This is a genomic window from Marinobacter sp. UBA3607, assembly GCF_002375525.1.
Lineage (GTDB): Bacteria > Pseudomonadota > Gammaproteobacteria > Pseudomonadales > Oleiphilaceae > Marinobacter > Marinobacter vinifirmus.
This window is the reverse complement of the sequence record NZ_DFLY01000010.1, coordinates 68,847-81,714: the sequence shown is the minus strand read 5'-3', so window position 1 is coordinate 81,714 and position 12,868 is coordinate 68,847. Positions and strand designations below refer to the sequence as shown.

12 protein-coding genes are annotated in these 12,868 nt (G+C 59.0%); 3 read left to right on the top strand and 9 right to left on the bottom strand.

Features of this window, described 5'->3' with window-relative positions:
• Positions 1-11: 11 nt before the first annotated feature.
• Entirely contained in the window at positions 12-752 is a 741-nt protein-coding gene (gene trmH / locus B2589_RS02915; RefSeq protein WP_286815554.1) for a tRNA (guanosine(18)-2'-O)-methyltransferase TrmH, read from the top strand.
• A 155-nt stretch (positions 753-907) separates the two neighbouring features.
• On the opposite strand, the gene B2589_RS02910 is transcribed toward trmH, so the two are convergent.
• From B2589_RS02910 to B2589_RS02885, 6 genes are all read right to left on the bottom strand, one after another.
• Positions 908-1,924: a nucleoid-associated protein gene (locus B2589_RS02910; RefSeq protein WP_286815553.1), complete on the bottom strand. Its 1,017-nt coding sequence runs from the start codon at positions 1,922-1,924 to the stop codon at positions 908-910.
• A gap of 248 nt (positions 1,925-2,172) precedes the next feature.
• Positions 2,173-2,427: a Txe/YoeB family addiction module toxin gene (locus B2589_RS02905; RefSeq protein ID WP_022989703.1), complete on the bottom strand. Its 255-nt coding sequence runs from the start codon at positions 2,425-2,427 to the stop codon at positions 2,173-2,175.
• Positions 2,424-2,675 (bottom strand): type II toxin-antitoxin system Phd/YefM family antitoxin, encoded by a 252-nt coding sequence (locus B2589_RS02900; RefSeq protein WP_022989702.1) that lies wholly within the window; start codon positions 2,673-2,675, stop codon positions 2,424-2,426. The genes B2589_RS02905 and B2589_RS02900 overlap by 4 nt, the downstream gene beginning before the upstream one ends.
• 230 nt (positions 2,676-2,905) lie before the next feature.
• Complete coding sequence (gene cysN, locus B2589_RS02895) at positions 2,906-4,564, bottom strand: sulfate adenylyltransferase subunit CysN (RefSeq protein ID WP_286815552.1); 1,659 nt, start codon at positions 4,562-4,564, stop codon at positions 2,906-2,908.
• A gap of 1 nt (position 4,565) precedes the next feature.
• Positions 4,566-5,474 carry a sulfate adenylyltransferase subunit CysD gene (gene cysD / locus B2589_RS02890; protein WP_286815551.1) on the bottom strand — a complete coding sequence of 303 codons (909 nt, stop codon included), beginning with the start codon at positions 5,472-5,474 and terminating at the stop codon, positions 4,566-4,568.
• Positions 5,475-5,620: 146 nt separating this feature from the next.
• Positions 5,621-6,067 carry a PilZ domain-containing protein gene (locus tag B2589_RS02885; protein ID WP_286815550.1) on the bottom strand — a complete coding sequence of 149 codons (447 nt, stop codon included), beginning with the start codon at positions 6,065-6,067 and terminating at the stop codon, positions 5,621-5,623.
• 253 nt (positions 6,068-6,320) lie between these two features.
• Between B2589_RS02885 and rimO the strand changes: the two genes are divergently transcribed.
• On the top strand, positions 6,321-7,661 hold the full coding sequence (rimO, locus tag B2589_RS02880; protein WP_286815549.1) for a 30S ribosomal protein S12 methylthiotransferase RimO: 1,341 nt from the start codon (positions 6,321-6,323) through the stop codon (positions 7,659-7,661).
• A 77-nt stretch (positions 7,662-7,738) separates the two neighbouring features.
• On the opposite strand, the gene B2589_RS02875 is transcribed toward rimO, so the two are convergent.
• The 3 genes from B2589_RS02875 to B2589_RS02865 are packed head-to-tail and all read right to left on the bottom strand — an operon-like array spanning position 7,739 to position 11,677.
• Positions 7,739-8,404 carry a carbonic anhydrase gene (locus tag B2589_RS02875; protein ID WP_058341316.1) on the bottom strand — a complete coding sequence of 222 codons (666 nt, stop codon included), beginning with the start codon at positions 8,402-8,404 and terminating at the stop codon, positions 7,739-7,741.
• 18 nt (positions 8,405-8,422) lie between these two features.
• Entirely contained in the window at positions 8,423-10,231 is a 1,809-nt protein-coding gene (gene oadA, locus B2589_RS02870) for a sodium-extruding oxaloacetate decarboxylase subunit alpha (RefSeq protein ID WP_286815548.1), read from the bottom strand.
• 18 nt (positions 10,232-10,249) lie between these two features.
• Positions 10,250-11,677, bottom strand: a complete 1,428-nt coding sequence (locus tag B2589_RS02865) for an acetyl-CoA carboxylase biotin carboxylase subunit (RefSeq protein WP_286815547.1) — start codon at positions 11,675-11,677, stop codon at positions 10,250-10,252.
• Between the two features lie 132 nt (positions 11,678-11,809).
• Here B2589_RS02865 and B2589_RS02860 point away from each other — a divergent pair, with 132 nt between their 5' ends.
• Positions 11,810-12,757: a LysR family transcriptional regulator gene (locus tag B2589_RS02860; RefSeq protein ID WP_286815546.1), complete on the top strand. Its 948-nt coding sequence runs from the start codon at positions 11,810-11,812 to the stop codon at positions 12,755-12,757.
• The last annotated feature ends 111 nt before the right edge of the window (positions 12,758-12,868 follow it).

The following is a 12,868-nucleotide window of genomic DNA, read 5'->3' as shown; positions in this document are numbered from 1 at the left end:
GACATTACGTTATGACCCCCGAACGCCTCGCCCGAATCAAACAAGTCCTGAACACCCGCCAACCCGACCTGCGGGTGCTGACGGACCAGGTGCATAAACCCCGAAACCTGTCCGCCATCATCCGCTCCTGCGACGCCTTTGGTGTGGCGAACATGCACGTGGTCTGGCCGAAGGAGGGTTTTCGGGCATTTCGTAAGACAGCCGGTGGCAGTTTTCACTGGGTGACGACGCATACCCATCCCACCATGGACAACGCGGTGACCGAGCTGAAGGCGCAGGGGCACAAGCTGTATGCCGCGCAGTTGTCAGACCGGGCTGTGGATTTTCGGGAGGTGGATTTCACCGTGCCGTGCACGATTATCATGGGTAACGAGGTGGACGGGGTGAACCCGGTGACCGCCGAGCAGGCGGATGAGCATATCGTGATTCCGATGATGGGGATGGTGGAGTCGCTGAACGTGTCCTCGGCTTGCTCGATCATTCTTTCCGAAGCCCAGCGTCAGCGAAAACTGGCGGGGATGTTTGACCAGCGGCGGATGCCGGATGACGAATACAACCGCCTGCTGTTCTGCTGGTGCCAGCCCACGGTGAAGCGTTATTGCGACGACCGCAACCTGCCGTATCCGCCCATCGACCACGAAACCGGTGAGTTGATCGACGGGGTGGGTTGGATGCAGGAAGTCAGAAAAATAAGGGCGAATCGCCCCCGGTGGGATGAGCAACCAGAAAATCTAAAAGCAAACGAGACCTGACGGACGCCCGCACCATTGTCATGCCGGTGCGGGGTGGGTGAAGCTTTTTTCTGCCGGAAAAAGATGTCTGAGCGAAGCGAGTTGTTTTTCCAAAGAAAAAAGCTTCACCCACCCCGCGACCCGCCCCCAAAACCAGCAGGCTAGGAAAGCACAACTCAGTCCTCGCGAGCCTCCAGGTACCGCTGCAACTGCTCCCGCAAAGCCTTGGGCAGGCGGGTAATGGTCAGGGCGTCTTTGTCGCGGTCGTAGTAGACCGCCTGGTTTACCAGGTCAGATGAGAACGACACGCTCATGCCGCCGCCGGAGCCGGCGATGCGCACGAGTTTTTTGACTTTGCGGTGGTCCGGGTGCAGCACGCCGGTTTCGGGCATTTCTGAGTTCTTGCTGGCAAATTCCTTGAAGCGCTCAGGCTGGCTTTCGTCCAGGTAATTGGACAGCGCCTCGATGGCCACCGGCTCGCCGAGGGCGTGCTGGTCTTTGCAGAATTCGTAGGCCTTGGCGCGGACTTCCCCGGCCTTTTCCGGTTCGCTGGACTTGGCGAAGGCTTCCACTGCGTTCAGGAAAGTCATGGTTTCCTTTTCCACATCCACGCTGTTGGTGAAGGCACACAGGCGCAGGAACAGCTCGCCGGGGTCTCCGGTGCCGCGGGCGTGGACGACGGTCATGTAGTTGTCGCTGGTGTTTTCATTACGCCATTCGTCCAGCTCAATTCGCACGGCGAGGTTCAGGCGCGACAGGCTCAGCACGTCCGTGGCATCCAGTTTCTGGCTGCCGTCAAAACGCATGGCGCCGTCGGTTTCGAGGATGAACAGGTAAACCACTTCGGAATCGGCCAGGGCGTCGTGAACCACCATCAGGTGGCCATCAAACTCTTCCTGGCTGCCGTTGAGCAGTTCCTGCCACTGGCCGAACAGGCGGTCGGTCATGGCGGTGAAGGTTTGTTTGTCTTCCAGATAGTCTTTAAGCCAGGCGCTGAAGGGGCATTCGCCGATGTCGTCTGAGAAGCGGCCGTATTTCTTGCCGGGTTTGCTGTTGAACAGGCGCTTCATCTGCTTGTGCAGGGCTTCGTAATCGCCACCGGGCTCCTGCAGGGCCTCGCCGGCAACAAGGCGGGCGGGCTGGCCCGGCTGGTACTGGCTGGCGAAGGCAGTGCGCAGGTGTTTGATGGCCATGTTATTCAGCTCCTGTGGTTAATCTTGGTGGGCGGGGATTTTGCCATGTATCGGCGTGGGATTCATTGTAGCTTTCGAGTTGTGGGGGCGGGTCGCGGGGTGGTGGTTTATTTTTCTTTGGAAAAACAACTCGCTTCGCTCAGACATCTTTTTCCGGCAGAAAAATAAACCACCACCCCACGACCGGCAGACCATTTGAGTGAAGTCGGCTTTTTCTGGAACTGCTGAGGATAAGGGGGTGTTTGCTGTCAGTAGTGATATCGGAGCTGGGCGATGAGTAGGGCGTCTTCGGTGACTTTGTAGACCATGCGGTCTTCTTCGTTAATCCGGCGTGACCAGTAACCGGCGAGGTTGTGCTTTAGTGGCTCCGGCTTGCCGATGCCTTCGAAGGGCTCTCGCATGGTCGCCTTGATAAGTTTGTTGATGCGACTAACGACCTTTTTGTCAGTGCTCTGCCAGTACAAATAGTCTTCCCAGGCGTGCTCGGAGAAGATGAGTTTCATTCAAGAAGATCCTTTTCCTGGCCGCCGCCTTGTTCCAGTTCAGCGACGGATTCCAGCAATCGGCGGGCGTTTTTGGGTGCCCGTAGCAGATAGGCGGTTTCCTGCAGTGCTTCGTAATCCTCCAGCGAAATCATCACCACAGACTGGGCCTTGCTCCGGGTAATAATCACCGGTGAGTGGTCTTCACAAACCTGCTCCATGGTTTTCGCCAGATTACTTCTTGCAACGGTATAGCTTATAGCGTCCATAAAATATGCCCTGTACAAAATGCTGTACTGTACAGGATACTGTGCAGGCCAAAAAGTGGCAACCACCAACAAACAGTTGGATTACAGAACCCCCTAAAAATCTCTGCCGGCGTCGGGGTGGGGGATGGTTTTCTGCCGGAAAAAGATGTCTGAGCGAAGCGAGTTGTTTTTCCAAAGAAAACCATCCCCCACCCCGGCAGCCCGCCCGCCAAGGATGGGGAATCAAGAGCTTAAACCCGCTGACTCCGAGCCAGGTCCTGCAAGAGCCCCGCAACCGCAGCTGGAATATCGGTCTCCGAATCAGCAGAAACGCTGGCATTGGCAATGTCAGTGCCCAGGTTCACCGCCACAGCCACCAGACCATGGGCGGTCAGCAGCTGGGCCACGCGCCGGCGCTCGTCGGCGTCGCCGGTGTTTTCTTCGGACACCACCACCGCCGTCTTGCCCTGGTCAAACAAAGCCCGCTCCACGGCCAGGGCCAGTTGCGGGGCCTGTTTGCCGGTGCAGGCGATGATGGCCGGTTTCTGGGCCAGGCGGCGCTCGCGCTCCTCAGAAGTAACCGGATCAAGCGATTCCAGGCCATCGGCCAGGCCGGCGATCATACCGGCGCCGACCGTTACGTTGGTCAGGCGGTCGATGACGATGAAGCTGCCGGTGGCGTGGTTGCGCTGGTAGGCGTCGAACGCGATGGGCTGGTTCAGGGTCAGTTCGCACAGGCCGATTTCGTTGAGCTGAAGCTGGCTTGGGTTCGGGTTCTGCTCCAGGGTGTTTACATCGGTCTGGTGGTGAATCTTTTTCACCGTGCCGGAGGTAAACGTGGGCCCCAGCTTGATGTCGTAGAGGCGGCCGGTTTCCAGAGGCGCGTCGGTCATCCAGACAATGTTGGCGTTAAAGCGGTTGTGAACTTCCGGCTCGTCGTCCGCTTTCACCAGCATGTCGCCACGGCTGATGTCGATTTCGTCTTCCAGGGTCAGGGTCACGGCCTGGTCGATATAGGCTTCGCTCAGGTTGCCGTCGAAGGTGACGATTTCCTTGACCTTGCTGGTGCGCCGCGAGGGCAGGGCCATCACGGTTTCGCCCGGGCGGATCACGCCGGAGGCGACGGTGCCGCAGAAACCCCGGAAGTTGAGGTTGGGGCGGGTGACGTACTGCACCGGGAAGCGGAAGTGTTCCAGGTTTTTGTCCCGGGAGACCTCCACGGTTTCGAGGATTTCCATCAAAGGCTGGCCGGTGAACCAGGGGGTGTTCTCGCTCTTGTTCACCACGTTGTCGCCGTCCAGGGCGGAAATCGGCACAAAGCGGACATCCTTCAGGCCGAGTTTGGTGGCAAAGGCCAGGTATTCGTCGCGGATTTCATTGAAGCGCTGTTCGCTGAAGTCCACCAGGTCCATCTTGTTCACCGCCACCACAATGTGGCGAATGCCCAGCAAGGAGGCGATGAACGAGTGCCGGCGGGTCTGGGTCATCACGCCGTGGCGGGCGTCGATCATCAGGATCGCCAGTTGCGCGGTGGAGGCGCCGGTGGCCATGTTGCGGGTGTATTGCTCGTGGCCCGGGGTGTCGGCAATGATGAACTTGCGCTTGTCGGTGCTGAAGTAGCGGTAGGCCACGTCAATGGTGATGCCCTGTTCACGCTCGGCCTGCAGGCCGTCGACCAGCAGGGCCAGGTCCAGTTTTTCACCGGTGGTGCCCATCTTGGCACTGTCCGTTTTCAGGCTGGCCATGTGATCTTCGTAGATCATTTTGGTGTCGTGCAGCAGGCGGCCAATCAGGGTGCTTTTGCCGTCATCCACGCTGCCGCAGGTGAGCAGGCGCAGCAGCTCTTTGTTCTCGTGCTGTTTCAGGTACGCCAGAATATCGTCGGCGATCAGTTCAGACTGGTGTGACATCTCAAAAGTACCCTTCCCGCTTTTTCTGTTCCATGGAGCCGGCGGAATCGTGGTCGATTACCCGGCCTTGCCGTTCGGAGCTGGTGGCCAGCAGCATTTCCTGGATAATTTCCGGCAGCGTGTTGGCCCCGGATTCAATGGCGCCGGTCAGGGGGTAGCAGCCCAGGGTCCGGAACCGCACCGATTTCATCACCGGCTTTTCGCCCTCTTTCAGGGGCATACGGTCGTCGTCGACCATGATCAGGGTGCCGTCGCGCTCCACCACCGGGCGCTCGGCGGCGAAATACAGGGGCACTATGTCGATGTTTTCCAGGTAGATGTATTGCCAGATATCCAGCTCGGTCCAGTTCGACAGCGGGAACACGCGAATGCTTTCGCCCTTGTTGACCTTGCCGTTGTAGATATTCCAAAGCTCCGGGCGCTGGTTTTTGGGATCCCAGCGGTGGTGTTCATCCCGGAACGAATACACCCGCTCCTTGGCCCGGGATTTCTCTTCATCCCGGCGCGCGCCACCGAAGGCGGCATCAAACTTGTACTTGTTCAGAGCCTGTTTCAGGGCCTGGGTTTTCATCATGTCGGTGTGCTTGGCGCTGCCGTGGGTGAACGGCCCTATGCCTTGCTTCACGCCTTCTTCGTTGGTGTGCACGATCAGATCCAGCCCGTAACGGCTCACCTGCTTGTCACGGAATTCGATCATCTCCCGGAATTTCCAGGTGGTGTCTACGTGCATCAGGGGGAAGGGGGGCTTGCCCGGGTAGAAGGCTTTGAGCGCCAGGTGCAGCATTACGGCGGAATCCTTGCCGATGGAGTACAGCATAACCGGGTTGTCGAACTCGGCCGCCACTTCCCGGATGATGTGGATGCTTTCCGCTTCCAGCTGCTTGAGATGGGTGAGGTTGTATGTGGTCATGGTTTTCCGTTGCCGCAAAGGCCAGTAAGGGCTTTAACTCAGAAAACCGACTATATCAGAGGGTAATATGGAATAAGAAGATGACCAACAAGAACTTCGGGTTCTAAAAATATAGCGACTCGCAGGCAGTCCGGCGGGTATGCCGGTCAGTTTCCTGCCAGCAGTTTGGCCACGTAACGGTCTACGTAGTCAAAGCCGTTGCCTTCAAACTCGCAGAAACGGATACCCAGATGGAACTCGTCCCTGGCAACGCGGCGCATGTGTACGATATTGCCTTCGGCTACCACGGCAACCGGTTGGGTGGGTAATACCGGAACACTGAAACGAGTGGTTACTTCCAGCGACTGGCCGGGAGCCGGCGGGACAAGGCCGGGTAGCAGTGTCCGGGCAGTGTCCTGTGAGCAGGAAATCATCACGCCGGAGCGGGAAAGGTTGGCAATTTTGCCGTCAAGGCGGCTGCCATCCGCTCGTTCAATCAAAATGTCGGCAGACACTTCCACCCGTTGCTGGTTGCGCAGGTTGTGCCTTGCAGCGATGGGCTTGACCCGAACCCTTCTGGCGAATGCAGTTTCCAGATGTGTTGCCTTCCCCATAGATGGCTTCCGAACAGGTGTTTGATTGCTGAGAGAGTGTAGTTGTTCAAATTATGACCAGCAAGGGTATTGAAGCATATTATTGCAAATTTATGAATTAAATCTGAACCATGGTTCACAGAATGGCCTGCGGTGATCCGTATTATCCACCCACGACCGGTAGCCGGATAGTGCTGCAGTTGCAATTCCGCTGAGGTAAAATCGCCGCCTACATTCATCAGGAGCTTTGCTCCGGGATTCCTTCAGAACCGTTATGACCGAGAAAACAGAAAACACCGCCAAGGGCGGAAAAGTCGGCTTTATCAGCCTGGGTTGCCCGAAGGCACTGGTTGATTCCGAGCGCATTCTTACCCAGCTGCGCCTGGACGGGTACGACGTAGTGCCCACCTACAACGATGCCGACATCGTGGTGGTAAACACCTGCGGCTTTATCGACGCCGCCAAGCAGGAATCCCTGGACGCCATCGGCGAGGCCATCAGCGAGAACGGCAAGGTCATCGTAACCGGTTGCATGGGCGTGGAAGCAGACAAAATCCGTGAAACCCACCCCGGTGTGCTGGCGGTATCCGGCCCCCAGGCTTATGAAGAAGTGGTAGGCGCGGTGCACCAGTTTGTACCCCCGAATAAAGACCATGACCCGTTTGTGGACCTGGTACCGCCTCAGGGCATCAAACTGACCCCCCGCCACTATGCCTACCTGAAGATTTCCGAAGGCTGCAACCACAGCTGCACCTTCTGCATCATCCCGGACATGCGCGGCAAACTGGTCAGCCGTCCCATCGGTGATGTCATGGACGAAGCCAAGCGCCTGGTGGATGCCGGCGTAAAGGAACTGCTGGTGATCTCCCAGGACACCTCCGCCTACGGTGTCGATATTAAATACCGTACGGGGTTCTGGCAGGGCCGGCCGCTGAAGACAAAAATGCAGTCGTTGTGTGAAGCCCTGGGTGACATGGGCGTATGGGTGCGCCTGCACTATGTCTACCCGTATCCCCACGTGGACGACATCATCCCGCTGATGGCCGAAGGCAAGATCCTGCCGTACCTGGACATCCCGTTCCAGCACGCCAGCCCGAAAGTGCTCAAGGCCATGAAACGCCCCGCCCACGACAGCAAAACCCTGGAGCGCATCAAGAAGTGGCGGGAGATCTGCCCGGAACTGACCATTCGTTCCACCTTCATTGTCGGCTTCCCCGGTGAAACCGAAGAAGACTTCCAGTACCTGCTCGACTGGCTCGACGAAGCCCAGCTCGACCGCGTGGGTGCCTTCACCTACAGCCCGGTAGAAGGCGCAAAAGCCAATGAGCTGGAAGGTGCCGTGCCGGAAGAAGTGAAGGAAGAGCGCCTGGCCCGTTTTATGGCCAAACAGGCAGAAATCTCAGCCGCCCGCCTGCAGGCGAAGATCGGCAAGACCATTGATGTGCTGATTGACGAAGTAGACGAAGAAGGCGCCATCGGCCGCTCCAAGGCCGACGCTCCGGAAATCGACGGCATGGTCTACCTCAATGGCGAGACCGAGCTGCAGCCAGGCCAGATTGTCCGGGCCGTAGTAGAACACGCCGACGAGCACGACCTCTGGGCCGTACTGGCCTGATCGGGATGTTAGCTAAGAGTTAGAAAGGGTGGGGTGGGGAAGGTATCCCCACCCCGCCCAAACACCACACAAAGACGTCAGGCCTCAGCAACCCGAGCAATCGTCTCCGCATAATAGTCATCGAAATTCTTGAACTCGATGCTATCCCGCCCGCAGCAACGAATGTTGCCGGACTTGATATCGTACACCCAGCCGTGAATCTCGATCTTTCCGGTAGCCAGCTTGGCCGCCACCACAGGGTGCGTGCGCAGGTGCTGAACCTGCTGCAGCACATTTTCCTCAATGGCTTCGTTCAGGTATTTCGGATCCAGCGGCGTGTCACCGTCAATGCCATGGCGTTCACGAACGATTTCCATGGCGGAACGGCAATGGCCCAGCCATTCCTTTACGTGCGGCAGGCCCTTAAGGGCCGGGATATCCAGTGCACCTTTGATGGCACCGCAGTCGGTGTGGCCGCAGACGATGATGTGTCGCACGCCGAGCACCGCCACAGCATATTCGATGGAAGCGGTCATGCCTCCGGTCTCGTTGCTGTGGGGCGGGATCACGTTGCCGGCATTACGGCAGATGAACAGGTCACCGGGGTTGGAGCCGGTCACCATGTTCGGGTCGATGCGTGAATCGGAACAGGTGAAGAACAGAACATCCGGGTTCTGACTGTCGGCCAGGGCGCCAAACAGGTCTTTGTGCTCCGGGTAAACGTTCTTGCGAAAATCCAGTACGCCGCGAACAATGTGGTCCATAGTGTTTCCTCCTGCCGGTCAGGCAATCTCGATCAATACTTCGCCCGGAGTAACCCGGTCGCCCTTGGTGACGTAAACCGCCTGCACGGTGCCGTCCACGCTGGTGTGAATTTCGGTTTCCATTTTCATGGCTTCGGTGATCATCACCGCCTGGCCAGCGGCGACAGTATCGCCTTCCTTGACCAGTACATCCACCACATTGCCGGGCATGGTGGTGGTGACATGGCCCGGATCCGTGGCCTGCTTGCGGCCGCTACCGCCGGCTGAGGCCTCGTATTCGTTCAGCGACTCGAACACCACTTCCTGGGGCATGCCGTCCAGCGACAGGTACAACTTGCGTTTGCCCGGGCCGGAGGCGCCCACGCCGGTAACGGCGACTTCGTAGGTTTCTCCGTGCACATCAATGCGGAATTCGGTGGCAACGGCAGTGCCCATACGGTCACGGCCCTTGTGCTCAGCTGGTAGCAGTTCTTCCGGCTTCAGGGTGCCGTCTTTGCGCTGCTGCAGGAACTCCCGGCCGAGGTCCGGGAACATGGCGTATGTGAGCACATCTTCCTCGCAGGTGGCCAGACTACCAATGTCTTCTCGCAATTTGTTCAGCTCCGGGCTGAGCAGGTCCGCCGGCCGGCCTTCGTTTACGCTTTCATTGCCGATGGCTTTCTTCTGGATGTCGGCATTCACCTCAGCCGGCGGATGGCCGTAGCCGCCTTGCAGGTAGCGCTTTACCTCGTTGGTGATGGTCTTGTAACGCTGTCCGGCCAGAACGTTGTACACCGCCTGGGTTCCGACAATCTGGGACGTGGGGGTTACCAGTGGAGGGTAGCCCAGGTCCGCCCGCACTCCCGGAATCTCGCTGAACACGTCCCGGATTTTGTCCAGGGCGTTCTGCTCCTTCAACTGGTTGGCGAGGTTGGACATCATGCCGCCCGGCACCTGGTTGATCTGTACTGACACGTCTTCCCGGGTAAACTCGCTCTCGAACTGATGGTACTTCTTGCGCACTTCCCGGAAGTAATCGGCAATTTCGCTCAGCAGTTCCAGGTCCAGCCCGGTGTCGTAGTCGGTGCCTTTCAGGGCGGCCACCTGGGATTCCGTTGCCGGGTGGCTGGTGCCGTTGGCAAAGGATGAGATGGCGGTATCAATCCGGTCGGCACCGGCTTCGATGGCTTTCAACTGGCACATGGCCGCCAGGCCTGCGGTGGCATGGCTGTGAATCACCAGTGGCAGGTCGACGGCGGATTTGATGGCTTTCACCAGCTCAAAGGTGGCGTAGGGGGTGAGCAGGCCGGCCATATCCTTGATGGCGATGGAATCTGCACCCATGGCTTTAAGTTCCAGGGCCTGCTGAACAAACAGCTCAGGAGTGTGCACCGGGCTGGTGGTGTAGCAAATGGTACCCTGGGCATGCTTGCCGGCTTTTTTCACCGCTTTCATGGCGGTTTCCAGGTTGCGCAGATCGTTCAGGGCGTCGAACACCCGGAACACATCAATACCGTTGTCGGCGGCTTTCTGCACAAAGGCTTCCACCACGTCATCGGCGTAATGCCGGTAACCCAGCAGGTTCTGGCCCCGCAGCAGCATTTGCAGGCGGGTGTTGGGCAGGGCCTGGCGTAGCTGGCGCAGGCGCTCCCACGGGTCTTCCTTCAGAAAACGCACGCAGGCATCAAAGGTGGCGCCGCCCCAGACTTCCAGGGACCAGTAACCCACCTGGTCCAGCTTGTCGCAGATCGGCAGCATGTCTTCGGTGCGCATGCGGGTAGCAATCAGGGACTGGTGCGCGTCACGAAGGATAACGTCGGTCACTTCAATCTTCTTTGCTTTACTCATGTTAAATCCTCCTGCGGATTACCAGCCGGCGTGGGCTGCGATCGTGGCGGCAATGGCCAGGGCAATTTCACTGGGATGACGTTTGGCGGAATAGTTCAGCAACTCCGGGTGGCTCGGCACAAAGCTGGTATCGAACACCCCGGCCCGGAAATCCGGATGGTCCAGGATCTGCTGGTAGTAGTTGGCGGTGGTGGTAATGCCGTGCAGGCGCATGTCATCCAGCGCCCGCTTGCCCCGGGCAATGACCTCGTCCCAGGTCAGGGCCCAGACCACCAGCTTCAGGCACATGGAGTCATAATAGGGCGGAATCTCATAGCCGGTATAGATGGCCGTATCCACCCGAACGCCGGGGCCGCCCGGTGCGTAATAATGGGTGATGCGCCCGAAGCTGGGCAGAAAGTCATTCTTCGGGTCTTCCGCATTGATCCGGAACTGCAGGGCATAGCCCCGGTAGGAAATGTCCTCCTGCCGGTAGCTCAAAGGTTCGCCGGCGGAGATCCGCAGCTGCTCGCGGACAATATCCACCCCGGTGATGGCTTCGGTAATGGTGTGCTCCACCTGCACCCGGGTGTTCATCTCCATGAAGTAGACTTCGTTGCCGGTGAGCAGGAACTCCACCGTACCGGCATTCTCGTAACCCACCGCTTTCGCCGCCTTTACCGCCAGGCCGCCGATGTACTGGCGCTGTTCCGGGGTAAGCTGAGGGCTGGGGGCGATCTCGATCAGCTTCTGGTTGCGGCGCTGGATGGAGCAGTCCCGCTCGAACAGGTGAATCGCATTGCCGTGGCTGTCAGCCAGCACCTGCACCTCGATATGGCGCGGGTTCACAATGCATTTTTCCATGAACACCTCGGCCGAACCGAAAGCCTTGGTGGCCTCGGAAATCACCCGCGGGTACTGGGTTTTCAGCTCCTCCGGAGAGTCGCACCGGCGAATGCCCCGGCCACCACCACCGGAGGTGGCTTTTAGCATCACCGGGTAGCCGATCTCGTTGGCCAGCTTCAGCGCGTGATCCAGTCCCGCCAGGTTGCCCTCGGAACCCGGGGTGATGGGCACACCGGCCGCCCGCATACTGTCCCGGGCCTGGGTTTTGTCGCCCATCTTGTGGATAACGTCCGACCTGGGGCCGATAAAGGTAACTCCGTGCTGCTCGCACAGCTGGGCAAAGCGGGCATTCTCCGACAGAAAGCCGTAGCCGGGATGGATGGCGTCGCAGCCGGTCTCCAGCGCCAGGTTCACAATCCGCGCCGGGTCCAGGTAGCCGGCCAGCGGGTCCTCTCCCAGTGAATAGGCTTCGTCGGCGCGCTTCACGTGCAGGCCGTAGCGATCCGGCTCGGTATAAATCGCCACCGAGCGGATGCCCATCTCGGCGCAGGCGCGGACAATACGCACCGCAATCTCGCCACGGTTGGCGATCAGAACTTTTTTAAGCGTGGGCTTCAACATGGGCGATTCCTCGTCTCGTCGTCCCGAATGAAGGTGGGAAAAGAGTAACGGGGATGACGGATCACGAAAAATTGATATTATTTCGCTTACGTATAACAAATATCTTATGAATGGTTCGAATCGGGAACGCCCATGCCCCTGAGTATCCAGAAACTCGCCAACCGCCTGACCTTCCGGCAGCTGCAAGTGTTCAAAGCGGTCTACGACCTGAAAAGCTACAGCAAAGCCGGCGACCTGCTGGGCCTGACCCAGCCCGCCGTCAGCAGCCAGGTACGCCACCTGGAGCAGGCCCTGGGCATGCCCATGTTCGAATACGTGGGTCGCAAGTTGTATTGCACCGCGGCAGGCGAAGAAATGGCCGCCTGCGTGCGCTCCGTGTTCCGCGAACTGGCCGATATGCAGAACCGCCTGGCGGCGTTGGAGGGCAGGGTAGCGGGAGATCTAAAGCTGGTGGCCGTCAGCACCGCACAATACGTGGTGCCCTACCTGCTGCGTTCATTTCTGCAACTGAACCCGCAGGTCAACGTCTCGGTGGCCGTGGTCAACCGCGCCACCGCACTGCAACGTCTGAACGACAACAGCGACGACCTGGTGATCATGGGCATGGTGCCCCCGGACCGGCCGCTGACCTCGCTGCCGTTTCTCGACAACGAACTCATCCCCATCGTCCCGGCCGGCCATCCGCTGCTGGAGCAGGAGGTTGTAGCACCTCAGGACTTCCTCAACAGCCAGCTGCTAACCCGGGAAGCCGGCTCCGGCAGCCGCCTGGCGCTGGAGGTCTATTGCCAGCAACACCGCCTGAAGATGGAGCCAACCATCGAACTGGGTTCCAACGATGCAGTGAAGCACGCAGTCCTGGCCGGTCTGGGTGTAGCGGTGGTGCCAAAGCTCAGCGTTCTTTCGGAGCTTGCCCTGGGTTCCCTGCAGGCCCTCAACATCACCGGCTTCCCCCTGCGTCGCAGCTGGTGCGTGGTCTACCCCCAGGCCCGGCACCCGACGCCGGCCATGCAGGCGTTCATCGACTACATCCAGCAAAACATCGCCCAGTTTGAGCGACTGTTTCGGCGTTTGGGATCTTAGTTTCGGCCCTAGCCTGTCGATTTCGGTGGTGGGCCTTGGCGGGAGGTGCCTCCCAAAAACCGCTCCTTACGGCACATCCCTGTGGCGCTTCTGCTCCGCCATCCATGGCTC